The sequence below is a fragment of the Micromonospora maritima genome, from assembly GCF_902825405.1.
GTDB lineage: Bacteria > Actinomycetota > Actinomycetes > Mycobacteriales > Micromonosporaceae > Micromonospora > Micromonospora maritima.
Window position 1 is genome coordinate 1 of sequence record NZ_CADEAU010000072.1, and the last position, 16531, is coordinate 16531.

Here is a 16531-nt window from a genome sequence, read left to right on the forward strand (position 1 = left end):
GTGGTGTTCACCGGCGGGTGGCCGCACGGGCCGGCCGGCGCGCCGGGCCCGCCGGCCGGCTTCCGGGAGGGTGAGCTGATGCGCGTGCTCGCCCACGACGCCGGCCTCGACGCCTACGTCCGCTCGGACGCCGAGACCCGGTCCCGCACCACGTTGCAGAACCTGGCCCACACCGTCCAGGACGGCCTGCTCGACCCGGCCGAGTTCACCGTGGACCGTCCACTCGGGCTGGTCTCCCATCCCTGGCACCTGCCCCGCGTCCGGCTGCTCGCCGCTCGGGTCCTCGGCCTGTCCGGCCCGGCGTTGCGGGACGTGCCGGTGACCGGGCCGGATCCGGTGCCGGCGCGCCGGGAGCGGGCCGCCCGGGTCGCCTGCCGGCTCGGCTATCTCGGCCTGCGTACCCCGGAGGCGCTGCTGCGCCGCGAGCGCGGACTGACCCGGGCGGCCCGGTTGCTCGGCGGCGGGCGGGGATTCGCCGTCCGACGGTCGGGGTAGAACGCTCGTCGATCGACCCGCGGACCTGCCGACGGGCGAGTCCCCCGGGAGGTTTCCGTGATCGCGCTCGTGCCGGTGTACCGACCGGGTGACCGTCTGCCGCCGCTCGTCACCGACCTGGTCGCGGCGCTGCCCGGAGCGTCCGTGCTCGTCGTCGACGACGGCAGCGGCCCGGCCGCCGCCGGGGTGCTCGCCGAGGCCCGCGCCCGGGGCGCGACCGTGCTGCGCCGCCGGGTCAACCGGGGCAAGGGCGTGGTGCTGCGCACCGGCTTCCGGTACGCCGTGACCGACCGTCCCGGCCAGGACGTGGTGTGTGTGGACGCCGACGGCCAGCACCGGGTGGACGACGTGGTCCGGGTGGCCGACCGGATGCGCGCCACCGGCGCGGCGACGCTCGGCGTACGCCGGTTCGACGGCGAGGTCCCGGCCCGCAGCCGGTTCGGCAACGCGGCCACCCGGGCGGCGTTCCGGCTGGCCACCGGCCGGGACGTGCGGGACACCCAGACCGGGCTGCGCGCCTACCCGGCGGGGATGCTGGGTTGGCTCGGCACCGTCCCCGGCGACCGCTTCGAGTACGAGATGAACGTGCTGCTGCACGCCGTCCGGGACGGACTGCCGATCGAGCAGGTCGACATCGCCACCCACTACCACGCCGGCAACTCGGGCTCGCACTTCTCCGCGCTCGCCGACTCGGTGCGGATCTACCGGCCGCTCGTCGGCTTCGCCGCCGCCCGCCTGCTCTCCCCCGCGCCGTCGCAGCCCCACCCGCCGGTGGCGGGCGTCACGCCCGCGCGTCCCACACCTGTGGCGCGAACTCCCTGATCACCGGCTCAGCCCTGTCGGGCCTTCTGCCGCCGGTCGGTCTTGTTGATCACGAACAGCTTGCCGCGACGCCGGACCACTATCGAGTTGGCCTTGCGCGTCAACGCGCGCAGGGAGCTCCGGACCTTCATCACGCCCTCCCGTTCCCGCCGGTGTCCGTCCGGTGACGGGTACCCGTCGGGGTCGCGGTCATGCCCGGGGGCGGCCGGCGCGTGCGGCCGGCCGCCCCCGGACGGTGGTCACGGGTAGCTGACCACGTTCACCGGCACGGTGTTCGTGCCCTGCGCGGTGCCGCCGGTGTCGTTGATGACGTGGGTGATCGACCCGTTCCCGCCCAGCGAGACGGTGAGCAGGTCGTGGAACCGGACGCCCGACCTGGTGGGGGCCTCGAAGGAGTGGTAGGCCGCGATGGTGGGGTCGACGTTGAAGTAGCAGTAGCTGCCCATGCCCCACCCCTCGAACGTGGTGACCGCGTCGGCGACCTTGAACGCGGCGTAGCCCACCCGGGAGCCGTTCATCCAGGAGGCCGCGTTCGGCGGGTCGTACGGCAACTCGTTCTGGAAGAAGATCGTCCGCCCGTTGTTCCCGTTCCAGATCACCTCGTACTTCTGGTAGTGCTCGACGAAGAGCCCGAGCGCGGTGACGTTGTCGCCGTTGACGATCAGTCCGGTGTCGGCGGTGTTGACCGTCCAGCCGATGCCGGTGCCGTGGTCACCCCGCCAGGCCCAGATGTGGTCGATCAGCGCGTCGTCCTGGTTGACCACCAGGCTCGTGGTGGCCCTGCCGGCGTGGGCGCCGCCGATGCGGAAGAAGACGTCCTGGATCGAGGTCGGGTTGGTGGCGTGGCTGGCGGTCGACCCGGCCGGGCCGACCTGGAGCAGCACCGGCGAGTTCACCGCGCCGGCGTCGAACAGCAGCCCGGCGAGGCGAACGCCGTCGACGTCGGCGACGGTCATCGGCACCACGCCGTTCTGCGGCACCAGCGTCGGGTAGCCGATGCCGAGCACCACCGTGCCGGGCCGGTTGACCGCGATGCTCTGGTCGACGTCGTAGACGCCGGGGGTGAAGAGCAGGTTCAGGCCCTGGGCCAGCGCGGTGTTGATGGTGGCCGCCGAGTCGCCGGGCCGGGCCACGTAGAACTGGCTCAGCGGGATCGACGTGCCCGGGGTGGAGCCGCCCAGCCAGGACGCCCCGCTGGCGCTGGTCCGGGTGGACGGGACGAAGACCTGGTAGGCGCCGTTGCCGTCGAGGTAGAGGTAGGGCACGTCGCGGCTGACCGGGGTCTGCGCGAGCGTGGTGTACGGCGGGTTCGGGAAGCTGGTCGCGGGCGCGCCGACCACCCCGGAGTTGGTCACGTTCCACACCGCGTTGAGGTAGCCGCCCACGTTGCTGTCCCGGGTGTACCACTGCTGCTGCGAGTACGGCTGCACCACGCCTGTCACCCTGCTGTCCGCGATGTAGCCGCCGCTGGCCCAGCCGTAGCCGTTCGGGGCCAGGTTCAGGTCGCCCTGGATGTCCATCCGGCGGAACGGCGCGGCCTGCGACACCGCCCACCGGGTGGCCCCGGCCGACGGAAAGACCTGCATGTTCGACGCCGAGCGCCAGAAGTTCTGGGTGGCGTTGCCGTTGAACCAGCCGGCGTCCACGGTCACGTCGCCGTGGATGCGCACGTCGCCGGGGTTCCGGCCGAGCCCAATGATCGAGGTGTAGAAGCCGATCTGCGCGTTGATCCCGGAGTAGTCGCCCGGCTTGAACATCAGCGCGTACCGCTGGGTGCCGAACTGGTTGGACTCCTGGGTGCGGAAGACGGCGTCGAGTTGGGCCTGGATGGTGGCGGCCGACATCGACGGGTCGAACGTGACGACGTTGGGTCCGAGCGACCCGCCGCCGGGGATGGTGCCGCCGCCGGTGGTGTTGACCACGACCTCCCACAGTGAGTAGCCGTAACCGGTGCCCCGGGCGGTGCCGTACACCCGCAGGTAGCGACCCGATCCGCTGACGGTCAGCGCGTCGGTGCCGCCGTCACCGCTGGTGGTGCCGTAGACGGAGGTCCAGGTGGCACCGTCGGTCGAGGTCTGGATCTGGTATGCCCGCGCGTACGCGGCCTCCCAGCTCAGCGTCACCCGGCACACGGTGCGGACGCTGCCCAGGTCGACCCGGAGCCACTGCGGGTCGGCGGCGGCGCTGGCCCAGCGGGTGCCCGGGTTGCCGTCGACGGCCGCGCCGGCCGGGGTGCCGGCGTTCTCGGTCGAGGAGGCGGTGGCCGGCCGGCCCTGGGCGGCGTTCGTCGCGGTGTCGCAGCCGCCGCTGCCGCCGCCGGTGGTGCCGTAGACCTGGAACTCCCAGAGCGAGTAGCCGTAGCCGGTGGCCCGGGCGGTGCCGTACACCCGCACGTAGCGGCCGGTGCCGGTGACGGTGAGGTCGTCGGTGCCGCCGTCACCGTTGGTCGTGCCGAACACGGTGGTCCAGGTGGCGCCGTCGGTCGAGGTCTGCACCTGGTACGCCCGCGCGTAGGCCCCCTCCCAGGCCAGGCTGACCCGGGAGACGGTGGCGGTCGCGCCGAGGTCGACCTGGATCCACTGGGGATCGGCGAACGCGCTGGACCAGCGGGTGCCGGCGTTGCCGTCGGTGGCATTCGACGCCGGGGTGCCGGCGTTCTCGGTCGAGGAGGCGGTGGTGGGCCGCCCCTGGGACAGCAGCGGGTCGGCGGCGCGGGCCGGGCCGGGCGGGCCGACAAGCGCCACGGCGGCGAGCAGGACGGTCAGCGCGGCGACCGTCCGCCGGACCGACCGGCGGGGTGGTGACGGCAGGAGTCGTACGGGTGACATGGGCATCTCCGGGACGGGAGGAGTGCGGGGCGGGGGTTGCGGTTCCGGTGCGGTGGACGGGTTCCGGCCGGGTGACCGGTGCACGCCCGTGCGGTGGACCATCCCCGCGCGCAGTGGCGCATGTCAATTCCTGGGAGCCCTGCGCCCTCCTTTTTTCGCGCCTTGTGAAAAGTCCGGAACAAAGCCTCCTGCCGTGATCGGATCCGATACGCGCAGGGGTGGCGGCAGCGATGCCGCCACCCCTGCCGTGATTCGGGTCGACGTGGTCAGGCGACGGCGCAGGGGCTGCCGTTGAGCGTGAACGCGGCGGGACTACCGGTGTTGCCGGTGTGGGTGGCCTGGAAACCGATGGTCACCGAGCCGCCCGGGGCGATCGCGCCGTTGTAGGAGACGTTGCGGGCGGTCACCGCCCCGCTGGTCGGCGCGTACGTGGCGTTCCAGCCACCGGTGATCGTCTGCCCGCCCGGCAGGGTGAAGGCTAGACTCCAGCCGTTGACCGGCGCGGTGCCCGTGTTCGTGATCGTCACGGACGCGGTCAGTCCGGTGTTCCAGGCGTTCACCACGTACCCGACCCGGCACGCGCCCGACGGCGGCGGCGTGGTGGGCGGGGCCGTGGTCGGCGGCGGCGTGGTGGGCGGGGCCGTGGTCGGCGGCGGCGTGGTCGGCGGCGGTGTGGTGGGCGGGGCGCTGGTCGGCGGGGCGCTGCCGTCCAGGCCGAAGAAGCGGATCGCCTGGGCCGCGTCGACCGGCAGGTTGTGCGAGACGCCCTGCATGCTGATCGCCTCGACGGTCGCGGTGCCGCCGGTGCCGCCGTACCGGGTGCGTGTCCAGCCGGCCTGCGGACTGTCCGTGTACGCGGGCGTCTGGCTCAGCCCGTTGACGTTGGTCCACTGGTCGATCTCCTCGCCGAAGTTCGGGTAGCGCAGCGTCTCGTCGTTGGTGCCGTGCCAGAGCTGCATCCGGGGTCGCGGGCCGGCGTAGCCCGGATACGCGTTGCGCACCAGGTCGCCCCACTGCTGCGGGGTCTTCAGGACCTGCCCGTTGGCGCACTCGCTGTTCCACTCCGAGCCGTTGGTGGTGGCGAAGCAGCCGAACGGCACCCCGGCGAAGGCCGACCCGGCACGGAACACGTCCGGATAGACGCCGAGCAGCACGTTCGTCATCATCGCCCCGGACGAGGTGCCGGTGGTGAAGATCCGCTCCGGGTCGACCGGGTACCGCTGCCGCACGTAGTCCACCATGGACTTGATGCCCACCGGGTCGCTCCCGCCGTCGCGGCGCAGCGCCTGCGGCGACGAGACGTCGAAGCACTTGCTGCTGCGGGTGACCGACGGGTAGACGACGACGTAGCCGTACCGGTCGGCGAGCGCCGCGAACTGGGTGCCGGAGTACATGGCCGGACCGCTGCCGGTGCAGTAGTGGTTGACCACCAGCAGCCCCGGCCGGGGCGCGACGGCGTCCGGGACGTACAGGTACATCCGCAGGTTGCTCGGGTTGGCGCCGAAGTTCGTCACCTCGGTCAGCGCCGCCGCGGCGGCCGGACCCGGGGCGGCCAGCGCCGCCACGGCGGCGAGCCCGGCCGCGGCCAGGGCCGCGCCGAGCAGCCGGAGCCTGCTCCTTCTGGACAGCATGGGTTCTCCTCTGTGGTGGGGACACCGCGCAGTGGCGCGTCGCGGCGTGGTCGCCGACGAGGCGCCTGCGAAGGCGGCCCGGACCCTCGGAGACGAGATAGACGATCGCAGATAGATGCGGTCGGATCGGAGTCTAGGCCCCCGGCCCGGAGTCGACAACCGACCCGGCGGGCGCGGCCCGCCGGCGCACCTCGGCCAGCATGTCGTCGACCGAGCCCGCCGGATCGGTGATCGGGAACTGCACCACCCGGACCACGGCGTCGGGGTCGACCAGCAGGGTGAGCCGCTTGAACCGGACCACTCCGCCCGCGCGGAAGGTGGGCAGCAGCAGTCCCGCGGCGAGCCGGGCGTCCTCGTCGGCGAGCAGCGGGTACGGCAACCGGGCGTGGTCCACGAACGCGGCAAGCTGGTCCGGACGCTGGGTGCTGACGCCGCGCACCTCCGCCCCGGCGGCCCGGAACGACGCGTACCGGTCGGCGTACGTCCGGGACTCGAGCGTGCAGCCGACCGCTCCGGGGATGTCCGACCAGCCGGGCGGCAGGTGCGGCGCATCCGGGGCGAACGCGCCGGGGAACAGGTAGAGCACGGTCCACCGGCCGGGAACGGCCGGCGACGCGGTGGTGCCGTCGTGCACGGCCAGGTCCACCGGAGGCAGCCGCCGGCCGACGAGCCGGTGCAGGCGACGCGACTCGGCCGAGTCGGCCTCGGCGGTGCCGGTCAGCGCGCCGTCCCCCATCACGTGCCGGGTCCCCCAGTCCTGGAGCGCGACCAGGACCGGCAGCAGGCCCTCGCCCTTGGCGGTCAACAGGTAGTCGTAACGCGGCGGGCGGGTCGAGTAGGGCTCGCGCCGCAGGACCCCCTCGGCCACCAGGGCGCCGAGCCGTTCGGCAAGCGCCCGCCGGCTGACGCCCAGCGCGCGCTGGACGGCGTCGAACCGCGTCGTGCCGCCGGCGATCTCGCGCAGGACGAGCACCGCCCACCAGTCGCCGAGCACTCCCAGCGCCTGCGCGATGCCGCAGTCGGCGTCGACGAGGTCCGACCGTTTCACACGCCACCTCCGAAACCGACTATAGTCCGTTCCAGATTGGAACTCACTGGCTCGGATCGGGGGTTGACGGCATGTCCGTCGAGCAGCGGGCCGGGGTGTTCTGGCGCTGGTGGGCCGCCGGCACCACCAGCTACCTGGGGTCGGCGGTCGGCGCGGTGGCGCTGCCGCTCACCGCGCTGACCGTGCTCGACGCCTCCGCCTTCGAGATGGGGTTGGTCGCCGCCGCGAGCTTCGCCGCCTGGCTGGTGATCGGCCTGCCGGCCGGCGTGATCGTGCAGCGGCTGCCGTTGCGCGGCGCGCAGGTGGGCGCGGACCTGGCCCGGGCCGTGGCCGTGGCGTCGGTGCCGCTGGCCTGGTGGTGGGACCGGCTGACGGTGGCCCAACTGGTCGTCGTGGCGCTCGTGGTGGGCTTCGCCAACGTGCTGTTCGACGTCGCCAACGCCACGTTCCTGCCCGCCGTGGTCCCGCGCGAGCAGCTGCACGCCCGCAACAGCCTCACCTCGGCCACGCACGCCGCCACCCAGCTCGGCGGCCCCTCCCTGGGCGGTGTGGCGGTGCAGGCGCTCGGTGCGGTGCCGGCCGTGCTTGTCGACGCCGTCAGCTACCTCGTCTCGGCGGCGCTGCTCGCCTCGCTGCCCGCGCGCCGCGCCGACGTGCCGGACCGCTGGCCCCCGCTGCGGGCGATGATCGGCGAGGGCTGGCGGTACGTCACCCGGCACCCGGTGATGGGACCGACCATGTGGACCGCCACCGCGGTCAACTTCGTCTGCGGCGCCCAACTGGCGATCTATCCGCTCTACCTGGTGCGCGAGCTGCACGCCCCGGCCGCGCTGGTCGGCCTCCTGCTCGCCGTCGAGGGCGTCGGGTCCCTGGTCGGCGCGGCCCTGACCCCGTGGATCACGCGCCGGTGGGGAACCGCGCGGTCGCTGGTGGCCGCCTGCCTCGTGTCGGTCGGTGGCGCGGCCCTGGTGCCGGTGGGCGTCGGGTGGCCGGCGTACGCCGCCTTCGCGGTGGGCAACGTGCTCTTCGCCGGCGGGGTCGTCGTGCTCAGCGTGACGACCCGCACCTACCGGCAGACCGCCAGCCCGCCCGACCTGCTCTCCCGGGTGATGGCCACGGTCCGCTTCGTCTCCTGGGGCGCCATCCCCGTCGGTGGGTTGCTCGCCGGCGCCCTGGCCGGGACGGCCGGCGCCCGCGCCACCCTGTTCTGCTTCGCCGCGGCCACCATGCTGGCGCCGCTGGCCCTGTTGCTCTCCCCGGTCCGCCGTCTGCGCGACCTGACCGACCTGCGCGTCGACGGATCGCCCACCCCGGAACCGGTCGCCGCGCCCTGAGCCCCCGTCAGTCCGGCAGCACCGCCGCCGCCACCCGCCGGACCCGGTCCGCGCGGGTCAGCACGTCGACGTTGTCGAGGTACTGGTCCACCGCGCCGACCGGCGGCCGGGCCCGCAGGTCCGGGTCGGTGATCGCGGCGCGCAGCGCCTCGGTGAACCGCCCGGCGTGCAGCACCAGGAACGGCCGGTCGTGGAACGGCCGCGCGGTCGGGTCCACGGGCGCGGCGAGCCCGGTGCCGTTGGTCCAGTCGGCCACCGTCTCCGACGCGCGCACCAGACCGGTCTGCCGGGTCGGCCAGTCACCCGGCCCGAGCGCCGTGGTCAGCGCGTCCACCACGGGCGCCGCCCGCGGCAACGCGGCGAAGACGGTGCCGAGCCACTTCGCGTACGGGGGCCAGCACCGCCGCGCCACCAGGCCCAGAAGCATCAGGTCCCGGGTCAGCCCGGCGGTCACCACCCGGCTGCCCAGGTCGTCGCCGACCTCGGCGCAGCGGCCGGCCAGGTGCTCGGCCTGCGCCACCCGCTGCCAGGACGCCGCCAGGACGTGGCGCCAGACGTCGTCCGGATACCAGGCCAGACGCGCCCGGACGGCGGTGAGCGCACCGTCCAGCCCGTCGTGGAACACCGCCCCGCCGGTCAGCTCCGCCAGCCGCTGGGTGGGTGTCGCCAGCCAGTCCGCCGCCGTCAGTCCGTCACGCGGGTCGACGCCCAGCCGGTCGCGCAGCCACCCGCCCAGCTCGTCGACGCTCACGCCGTGCCGGTCACCGTCCGCCCGGACCGTGCCGAGCCGGACCGTCGGACCGCCGGCGAACCGGGTCGGCCAGCCGAGGAACTCCGCCGGCAGCTCCGCGTCGAGCACCGCCCGCACCGGCGCCACGTCCGACGCGGCGGCGACGAAGAGCTGGGTACGCGGACCCCAGTCGTGGTCGGTGGAGCGCGCCGTGTCGAGGCCGAGCAGCTCGGAGCCGCCGTCGAGCAGCCCGGCGGCGTAGCGCAGGCCGGGCAGCCGTCGGGCCAGCAGCGGACCCACCACCTCGTCGTGGAACCGGCGGGCCAGGGTCAGGCCGGGTACGAAGCTCACTATGTCAGTCTGCGTACCGCCGGCCGTCCGCGCCCGCGGGTTTTCCGGCGCCACCCCGGCCTCCCCCATGTCGTCGGAGGGCTGTGCCACGCTGGTCGGCGTGGCACACCGACCCCCGATCCTGCTGATCGACTCCCCCAGCCTCTACTTCCGCGCCTACTTCGGCATCCCCGAGTCGGCGGCGAGGACGGACGACGGCCAGCCGGTCAACGCCGTGCGCGGGTTCCTCGACATGCTCGCCCAGCTGGTGCGCACCCGGCGGCCCGACCGGATGGTCTGCGCGCTCGACTACGACTGGCGGCCGGCGTGGCGGGTGGAGCTGCTCCCGTCGTACAAGGCGCACCGGGTCGCGCCCGAGGGCGGCGAGGTCGTGCCGGACACGCTGTCCCCACAGGTGCCGATGATCCTGGAGGTCCTGGACGCGCTCGGCATCCCCGCCGTGGGCGCCGACGGCTACGAGGCCGACGACGTGCTCGGCACGCTGTCGGTGACCCAGCCCGGCCCGGCCGAGGTGGTCTCCGGCGACCGCGACCTGTTCCAACTCGTCGACGACGACCGGCAGGTGCGCCTGCTCTACGTCGGTCGCGGCGTGGCCAAGCTCGACGACTGCGACGACGCGGCGGTCCGGGGTCGTTACGGCGTGCCCGCCGACCGGTACGCCGACTTCGCCGCCCTGCGCGGCGACCCGAGCGACGGCCTGCCCGGGGTGCCCGGCGTGGGCGAGAAGACCGCCGCCCGGCTGATCGAGCGCTACGGCGGGCTCGACGGCATCCTGGCCGCGCTGGACGACCCCGGGTCCGGCTTCGCGCCCGGGCTGCGCGGCAAGCTCGACGCCGCCCGCGACTACCTGGCGGTGGCGCCAACGGTGGTCCGGGTCGCCACCGACGTGCCGCTGCCCGAGCTGAGCGCGGCGCTGCCGACGTCCCCGGCGGATCCGGACCGGCTGCTCGACCTGGCGCAACGCTGGAACCTGGCCGGCTCCTGCCGCCGGCTGGTCGACGCCCTCGCCGCCCCCCGCACCTGACGGGCCGAGCCGCGCCGGCGACCTGACCGCCGCCACCTCGGCGGAGTGGCGGCATCGGCGGCCACCGGACCCCGCCACCTCCCCGAGCTGGTGTCGATCACTGCCGGGGTGGTGGCCGGGCGGCTGACCGGTCGTGATCAGTTGATCACGACGGGCGGTCAGTGCGCCGGCGCGACGGGAACGGGGTGCCGGGCTGGGCCAGCGTGGAGCGGCTGCGCAGGCCCACCGGGTCCGGCGCCGGCTCGGCCGGGGCCGCCGCCGACGCGCCGTCGAGCCGTGCGGCCACGTACGCGGCACCCGCCCGGTCGTCGTCCGAGGGGGCCGCGAGCAGCGCGTAGACCAGCCCGACCACGCCGAAGACGACGGCGAGCACGATCGGCACCAGCAGGCCGCTCACCTCGGTGCCGGTGGCCGCCCCGCGGCCCTCGTGCAGGTGCACCGACAGCGCACTCATGCCGGTGAAGTGCATGCCGTTGACCGCGATGCCCATGACCAGCGCGGAGGCGATGATGGCGAGCGCCCGCCGGACGGTCATCGCCAGCCACAGCGCCACCGTGGCGGCCACCAGCGCGATGACGACGGAGAGCGCCACCCGCAGCCGGTCGTAGCCGAGCGAACCGTCCAGCCGCATGGCGGCCATCCCGGTGTAGTGCATGGCGGCCACCCCGGCGCCGGTGAAGAACCCGCCGGCGAGCAGCCGCACGCCGGTGAGCCGGCCGGTGCCGACGATGGCCAGGCCGATGCCGACGGCAGCCACCGCGATGGCCGTGCTGGCCGCGGTCAGCGGCACGTCGTAGCGGATCCGGGTGCCGCTGACGGCGAAGCCGAGCATCGCCATGAAGTGCATCGCCCAGATGGCCGTGCCGCCCAGGGCCCAGGCCGCGAGCAGCCCCCACCACACCCGCTGGCCGGCGCCCGTGGCGGTCCGGATCCGGCCGGCGCAGACCAGGCCGAGCGCCGAGCCGAGCACGGACAGCGCGTAGCTGAGCGCGGGCGTGATCCACCCGTACTCAAAGTGATTGATCTCGCCCACGGCGACCTTCCCCCCGATCTGCTACCGACGCGTAACCCGCGCCCCGGACATGATCGGGCAGGCGTTGACCAGGCATGACACCGGCCCCCCGGGTGTTCGGGGGGTGGTGTCACAGTGACGGAGCGATGCGTCGATTTCCCACCGACGGTGACCGAAAGTGATTGTCAGGCGGAGGCGTGGTAGGCCAGGACGCCCCGGTTGACCGCCGCGATGGCCTGCCGCGCGGTGGCGCGCAGCTCCGTGGACGCGCCGCCCGAGTCGGCGAGCTGGCCGAGCAGGTCGACCACCTGCCGCGCCCACCGGACGAAGTCGCCGGCCGGCATCTCGCCGTCCACCTGGTGCCCGCTGGCGAGCACCTTGGCGAGCGCCTCCCCGCGCGCCCACCGGTAGATCGGCCAGGCGAAGCCCAGGTCCGGCTCGCGGGTGACGGTCAACCCGCGCGCCGCCTCGTCCGCCTCGATGTCGCCCCACAGCTTGAGCGTCTCGTCGACCGCGTCGGCGACCGCGCCGCGCGGCAGCGAGGCCCGCTCGTCGACGTCGCGCCGGGCCTCGAAGACCACCACCGACACGGCGGCGGCCAGCTCGGCCGGGGAGAGGCCGTCCCACACGCGGCGGCGCAGGCACTCGGCGACCAGCAGGTCGGCCTCGGTCCAGATCCGGGCCAGCATCCGGCCGGCGTCGGTCACCTCCCCGTCGGCGGCCAGGTAGCCGCGCGCGGTGAGCAGGGCGACGATCCGGTCGAACGTACGGGCCAGCGAACCGGTCCGCCCGGACACCCGCTGGCGCAGCTCGTCGGTGTCGCGCTCCAGCCGGCGCCGGCGCTCCGCCCAGCGGGCGTGCTCCTCCCGGTCCGGACAGGCGTGGCAGGGATGGGCACGCAGCTCGACCCGGAGCTGGCTGAGCCGGTGGTCCTCCCCCGCCGCCTGGCGGGACCGCCCGCCCCGGCGGCCGCCGTGCCGGTCCAGGCCGGTGCCGCTGACCGCGGCGGCCAGGTCGCGCCGGGCCGCCGGGGAACGGTGGTTGAAGTGCTTCGGCACCCGGATGCGGGTCAGCACCTCGGCCGGGGTGGTGAAGTCGCCCGGGCTGACCCGACCGGCCCAGCGGTCCTGGGTGAGCACCAGCGGGCGGGGTTCGCCGAAGCCTCCGGTGGCCGGGTCGAGCACCACGGCCAACCCGGCCCGCCGCCCGGACGGCACCCGGATCACGTCGCCGACCCGCAGCCGCTCCAGCGAGGCCACGGCCGCCGCCTTGCGCTGGGTCTGCCCCTGCCGGGCGATGGCGCGCTCCCGGTCGGCGATCGCCACCCGCAGCGCGAAGTATTCGTCGAAGTCGCCCTGGTGGCATGCGGCGTCCGCGCCGTACGCCTCGATCGTCTCGGTGTTGCGCTGCACCTGCCGGGCCAGGCCGACCACCGACCGGTCCGCCTGGAACTGCGCGAAGGAGGACTCCAGCAGCTCTCGGGCCGGCGCCGCCCCGACGCTGCCGACCAGGTTGACGGCCATGTTGTAGGACGGCCGGAAGCTGGACCGCAGCGGATAGGTGCGGGTGGACGCGAGCCCGGCCACGTGCCGGGGGTCGGTCTCCGGCGACCAGACCACCACCGCGTGCCCCTCGACGTCGATGCCCCGCCGACCGGCCCGGCCGGTGAGCTGGGTGTATTCGCCCGGGGTGAGGTCGACGTGTGCCTCGCCGTTGAACTTCACCAGGCGTTCCAGCACCACGCAGCGGGCCGGCATGTTGATGCCCAGCGCCAGCGTCTCGGTGGCGAAGACCGCCTTGACCAGGCCGCGCACGAACAGTTCCTCGACGACCTCCTTGAACGCCGGGAGCATGCCGGCGTGGTGGGCGGCCAGGCCGCGCTCCAGCCCGTCGAGCCACTCCCAGTAGCCCAGCACGGACAGGTCCTCGCCGGGGATGGCGGTGACCCGGGACTCCACCACCCGACGGATCTCGGCGCGCTCGTCCGGAGAGGTGAGCCGCAGGCCGGCGGCGAGGCACTGCTGCACGGCGGCGTCGCAGCCGGCCCGGCTGAAGATGAACAGGATCGCCGGGAGCAGCCCCTCGCGGTCGAGCCGGTCGACGATGTCCGGGCGCATCGGGCCCCGCCAGCGCGGGCCGCGTCGCCCGCCGCCCGGGCCGGCGCTGCGCCCCTCGCCCAGCTCCAGCCGGCGCATCGTGTCCCGGGTGTAGCGCAGCAGCTCCGGGTGCACGTCGTGCTTGCGGGCCGCGTCCGCGTCGTGGAACAGGTCGAACATCCGCTTGCCGACCAGCATGTGCTGCCACAGCGGCACCGGGCGGTGCTCGGAGACCACCACGGCGGTCTCGCCGCGCACGGTGACCAGCCAGTCGGCGAACTCCTCGGCGTTGGAGACGGTGGCCGACAGCGAGACCAGCGTGACCGACTCCGGCAGGTGGATGATCACCTCTTCCCAGACCCCACCACGGAACCGGTCGGCGAGGTAGTGGACCTCGTCCATCACCACGTAGGCCAGGCCGTCGAGCGTGGCCGAGCCGGCGTAGAGCATGTTGCGCAGCACCTCGGTGGTCATCACCACCACGGGCGCGTCGCCGTTGATCGCGTTGTCGCCGGTGAGCAGACCGACGTGCTCGGCGCCGTAGCGGTCGACCAGGTCGTGGTACTTCTGGTTGGACAGCGCCTTGATCGGCGTGGTGTAGAAGCACTTGCGCCGGGTCGTCGTGTCGCCCGCCGGCGCGCCGGGGGCGCCGCGCAGCGCCAGGTGCACCGCGAACTCCCCCACCACGGTCTTGCCCGCGCCGGTCGGCGCGCAGACCAGCACCCCGCTGCCCCGCTCCAGGGACTCGCACGCCTCACGCTGGAAGTCGTCGAGATCGAACCCGAGGTCGCGGGAGAATTCGTCCAGGGCCGGGAAGGCGGAGGCCTGCGCGGCCCGGCGGCGCGCCGCGGCGTACCGCTCGGCGGGGCTCGACATGACCCAAGATTAATCGGTACGCCCGACGGCCACCGGTCAAGGCCGTCCGGCAGGGCGGTCGGAGCGGGTCGGTAGGGTGCACGACGTGCCGGACCGTACCGAACTGCCCCACGCCTCGAGCGGCGCCGACGACGCCGTCCGCCCGAGCCCGTCCCGCCGGCCCGTGGAGGCGGTGCTCTTCGACTTCCACGGCACCCTCGCCCAGGTGGAGGAGCCGCTCGCCTGGGTGCGGGCCGCCGCGGTCGCCTGCGGGGTCGAGCTGGACCGGATCCGGGCCACCGCGCTCGCCGACCGCCTGCTCACCGCCGGCCGCGCGGGCGGGCCGTTGCCGGCCCGGGTGCCGCCCCGGCTGGCCGAGCTGTGGGCCGACCGGGACCTCTACCCGCACGCCCACCGGGGCGCCTACACCGGGCTGGCCGAGACCGTCGACACCGGCATCGACGGGTTCGCCGACGCGCTGTACGAGCGGGTGCTGGTGCCCGAGGGCTGGGTGCCGTACCCGGACACCGGGCCGGTGCTGGGCGCGCTGCGCGCCGCCGGGGTGAAGGTGGCGGTGGTCAGCAACATCGGCTTCGACCTGCGCCCGCTCTTCGCCGCCTGGGACCTCGACGCCCTGGTCGACGCGTACGCGCTGTCGTACGAGGTGGGGCGCTGCAAGCCGGACCCGGGCATCTTCCTGCGCGCCTGCGGCATGCTGGGCGTCGACCCGGAGCACACGCTGATGGTGGGTGACACCCCGGCGGACGCGGGCGCGGTGGCGGCCGGCTGCGGCGTGCTGGTGCTGCCGTGCGCCGACGCCGGCCGGCCGAACGGGTTGGGCGCGGTGCTCGACCTGGCCGGGCTCGGGTGACCGGAGGCCCCGGCTAGGGTCAGGGGCGTGACCGCCGACCGCCCCGTACCGTCGCGCGCCCCGGGCCGGCTCGGCGGGGTCGCGCTGGTGCTCGGCGGGGCGCTGTCCGTGCAGTTCGGGTCCGCGCTGGCCGCGCTGCTGTTCCCCCGGACCGGGGTGGCCGGGGCGGTCACCCTGCGGCTGACCCTCGGCGCGCTGCTGATGCTCGTGGTGTGCCGGCCCCGGGTACGCGGGCACGGGCGCGGTGACTGGGCGGCCGTGGTCGCGTTCGGCTTGGCGCTGGCCGGGATGAACTCGATCTTCTACCAGGCGATCGAGCGGATCCCGCTCGGTCCGGCCGTCACGCTGGAGGTGCTCGGCCCGCTGGCGCTGTCGGTGCTCGGCGCGCGCCGGCTCGCCGCCTGGTGCTGGGCCGGGCTGGCGCTGGCCGGGGTGGTCCTGCTCGGGCAGGGCGGGTTCGACCGGCTGGACCCGCTCGGCGCGGCGTTGGCGCTGCTGGCCGGCACGATGTGGGCCGCGTACATCGTCTGCTCGGCCCGGGTCGGCGCGCGGTTCCCCCGGGCCGACGGGCTGGCCCTCGCCCTGACGGTGGCCGCGCTGGTCACCCTGCCGGTCGGGCTGGTCGACGCGGGCGGTCGGCTGGCCCACCCGGCGGTGCTGGGACTCGGCGCCGGGCTGGCGCTGCTCGCCTCGGTGCTGCCGTACAGCCTGGAGCTGGCGGCGCTGCGGCGGCTGCCCACCGCGACGTTCGCGGTGCTGATGAGCCTCGGGCCGGCGATCGCCGCGCTGGCCGGGTGGCTGGTGCTCGGTCAGGCGCTGCACCCGGTCGAGGTCTTCGCGATCGGGCTGGTGGTCGCGGCCAGCGCCGGCGCGGTCCGGGCCGCCACGCCCCCGCCGGCGCCGGTCCCGCCGACGCCGACGGTCAGCGCAGCAGCCGCAGCGCCGACGACACGGCGGTGACCGTCACCGGCAGGTCGAACGACCGTTCCCCGTCGACGTAGGTGGTGATGCCCTCGGCGGCCAGCTCCACGGTCCGCGCCCGGTAGGCGCGCACCAGCGGGTGCGTCACGTGGGTGCCCTGGTAGATCCGCGGCTTCACCCGCATCAGGGTGCGCCTGTCGAACCGACCGCCCACCACCACGTCCAGCAGCCCGTCGGTCGGGTCGGCGTCCGGGCAGATCCGCATCCCGCCGCCGTAGCTGGCCGCGTTGCCGACCGCGACCAGCACCGCGTCGACCTCCTGCGGCACCCCGTCCAGGACCAGCCGGTAGCGGCGCGGGCGCAGCCGGGCCAGCTCCACCAGGATCGCCAGGTCGTAGCGGCGGGGGCCGCGCGGCCAGCGCATCCGGTTGGCCCGCTCGTTGACGATCGCGTCGAAGCCGGCCGCGAGCACCGCGCCGTACCAGCGGTCGGCGCCGCCGGCCCCGGACAGCC

General features: G+C 74.7%; 13 protein-coding genes and 1 pseudogene. 6 read left to right on the forward strand and 8 right to left on the reverse strand.

From position 1 onward, the window contains the following. The coding region (locus tag HUW36_RS10125) for an ElyC/SanA/YdcF family protein (RefSeq protein WP_174527895.1) at nt 1–495 on the forward strand (495 nt) is incomplete at its 5' end. Between the two features lie 57 nt (nt 496–552). Then, a complete protein-coding gene (locus HUW36_RS10130) occupies nt 553–1317 on the forward strand; it encodes a glycosyltransferase family 2 protein (protein WP_174527896.1) in 765 nt (254 codons plus the stop codon). 8 nt (nt 1318–1325) lie between these two features. Here HUW36_RS10130 and HUW36_RS10135 read toward each other — a convergent pair whose 3' ends face one another. From HUW36_RS10135 to HUW36_RS10150, 4 genes are all read right to left on the reverse strand, one after another. Next, nucleotides 1326–1448: a ribosomal protein bL36 gene (locus HUW36_RS10135; protein ID WP_174527897.1), complete on the reverse strand. Its 123-nt coding sequence runs from the start codon at nt 1446–1448 to the stop codon at nt 1326–1328. A 108-nt stretch (nt 1449–1556) separates the two neighbouring features. Beyond that, entirely contained in the window at nt 1557–4145 is a 2589-nt protein-coding gene (locus tag HUW36_RS10140; RefSeq protein WP_174527898.1) for a discoidin domain-containing protein, read from the reverse strand. 266 nt (nt 4146–4411) lie between these two features. Continuing rightward, nucleotides 4412–5776, reverse strand: coding sequence for an extracellular catalytic domain type 1 short-chain-length polyhydroxyalkanoate depolymerase (locus tag HUW36_RS10145; RefSeq protein ID WP_174527899.1), 1365 nt, complete (start codon nt 5774–5776; stop codon nt 4412–4414). A 133-nt stretch (nt 5777–5909) separates the two neighbouring features. Further along, entirely contained in the window at nt 5910–6824 is a 915-nt protein-coding gene (locus HUW36_RS10150; RefSeq protein WP_174527900.1) for a winged helix-turn-helix transcriptional regulator, read from the reverse strand. Nucleotides 6825–6895: 71 nt separating this feature from the next. On the opposite strand from HUW36_RS10150, the gene HUW36_RS10155 reads away from it, so the two are divergent. After that, nucleotides 6896–8158 (forward strand): MFS transporter, encoded by a 1263-nt coding sequence (locus HUW36_RS10155; protein WP_174527901.1) that lies wholly within the window; start codon nt 6896–6898, stop codon nt 8156–8158. A gap of 7 nt (nt 8159–8165) precedes the next feature. Here the strand turns inward: HUW36_RS10155 and HUW36_RS10160 are convergent, their stop codons facing one another. Continuing rightward, on the reverse strand, nt 8166–9239 hold the full coding sequence (locus tag HUW36_RS10160) for a DUF4037 domain-containing protein (RefSeq protein WP_174527902.1): 1074 nt from the start codon (nt 9237–9239) through the stop codon (nt 8166–8168). A 67-nt stretch (nt 9240–9306) separates the two neighbouring features. Between HUW36_RS10160 and HUW36_RS10165 the strand changes: the two genes are divergently transcribed. Then, nucleotides 9307–10263, forward strand: a complete 957-nt coding sequence (locus HUW36_RS10165; protein ID WP_174527903.1) for a 5'-3' exonuclease — start codon at nt 9307–9309, stop codon at nt 10261–10263. A gap of 145 nt (nt 10264–10408) precedes the next feature. Here the strand turns inward: HUW36_RS10165 and HUW36_RS10170 are convergent, their stop codons facing one another. Together HUW36_RS10170 and HUW36_RS10175 are read right to left on the reverse strand one after the other, a co-directional pair. Then, nucleotides 10409–11296: an MHYT domain-containing protein gene (locus HUW36_RS10170; RefSeq protein ID WP_174527904.1), complete on the reverse strand. Its 888-nt coding sequence runs from the start codon at nt 11294–11296 to the stop codon at nt 10409–10411. 164 nt (nt 11297–11460) lie between these two features. Beyond that, the gene (locus HUW36_RS10175) at nt 11461–14247 is read right to left on the reverse strand and encodes a DEAD/DEAH box helicase (RefSeq protein ID WP_174527905.1); all 2787 of its coding nucleotides are present in this window, start codon (nt 14245–14247) and stop codon (nt 11461–11463) included. An 85-nt stretch (nt 14248–14332) separates the two neighbouring features. On the opposite strand from HUW36_RS10175, the gene HUW36_RS10180 reads away from it, so the two are divergent. Next, on the forward strand, nt 14333–15097 hold the full coding sequence (locus tag HUW36_RS10180; RefSeq protein ID WP_246248041.1) for an HAD family hydrolase: 765 nt from the start codon (nt 14333–14335) through the stop codon (nt 15095–15097). A gap of 27 nt (nt 15098–15124) precedes the next feature. Then, nucleotides 15125–16057 (forward strand): EamA family transporter, encoded by a 933-nt coding sequence (locus tag HUW36_RS10185; RefSeq protein WP_174527906.1) that lies wholly within the window; start codon nt 15125–15127, stop codon nt 16055–16057. On the opposite strand, the pseudogene HUW36_RS10190 reads toward HUW36_RS10185, so the two are convergent. Further along, nucleotides 16020–16531 (reverse strand): annotated as a pseudogene (locus HUW36_RS10190) (sphingosine kinase); the annotation flags it as partial. The gene HUW36_RS10185 and the pseudogene HUW36_RS10190 sit on opposite strands and share 38 nt — an antisense overlap.

Bases quoted from the DNA above. Each gene is read 5' to 3' on its own strand.
- HUW36_RS10135 (WP_174527897.1), bottom strand. From the start codon at position 1,448: ATGAAGGTCCGGAGCTCCCTGCGCGCGTTGACGCGCAAGGCCAACTCG.
- HUW36_RS10140 (WP_174527898.1), bottom strand. From the start codon at position 4,145: ATGTCACCCGTACGACTCCTGCCGTCACCACCCCGCCGGTCGGTCCGG.
- HUW36_RS10145 (WP_174527899.1), bottom strand. From the start codon at position 5,776: ATGCTGTCCAGAAGGAGCAGGCTCCGGCTGCTCGGCGCGGCCCTGGCC.
- HUW36_RS10155 (WP_174527901.1), top strand. From the start codon at position 6,896: ATGTCCGTCGAGCAGCGGGCCGGGGTGTTCTGGCGCTGGTGGGCCGCC.
- HUW36_RS10165 (WP_174527903.1), top strand. From the start codon at position 9,307: ATGTCGTCGGAGGGCTGTGCCACGCTGGTCGGCGTGGCACACCGACCC.
- HUW36_RS10175 (WP_174527905.1), bottom strand. From the start codon at position 14,247: ATGTCGAGCCCCGCCGAGCGGTACGCCGCGGCGCGCCGCCGGGCCGCG.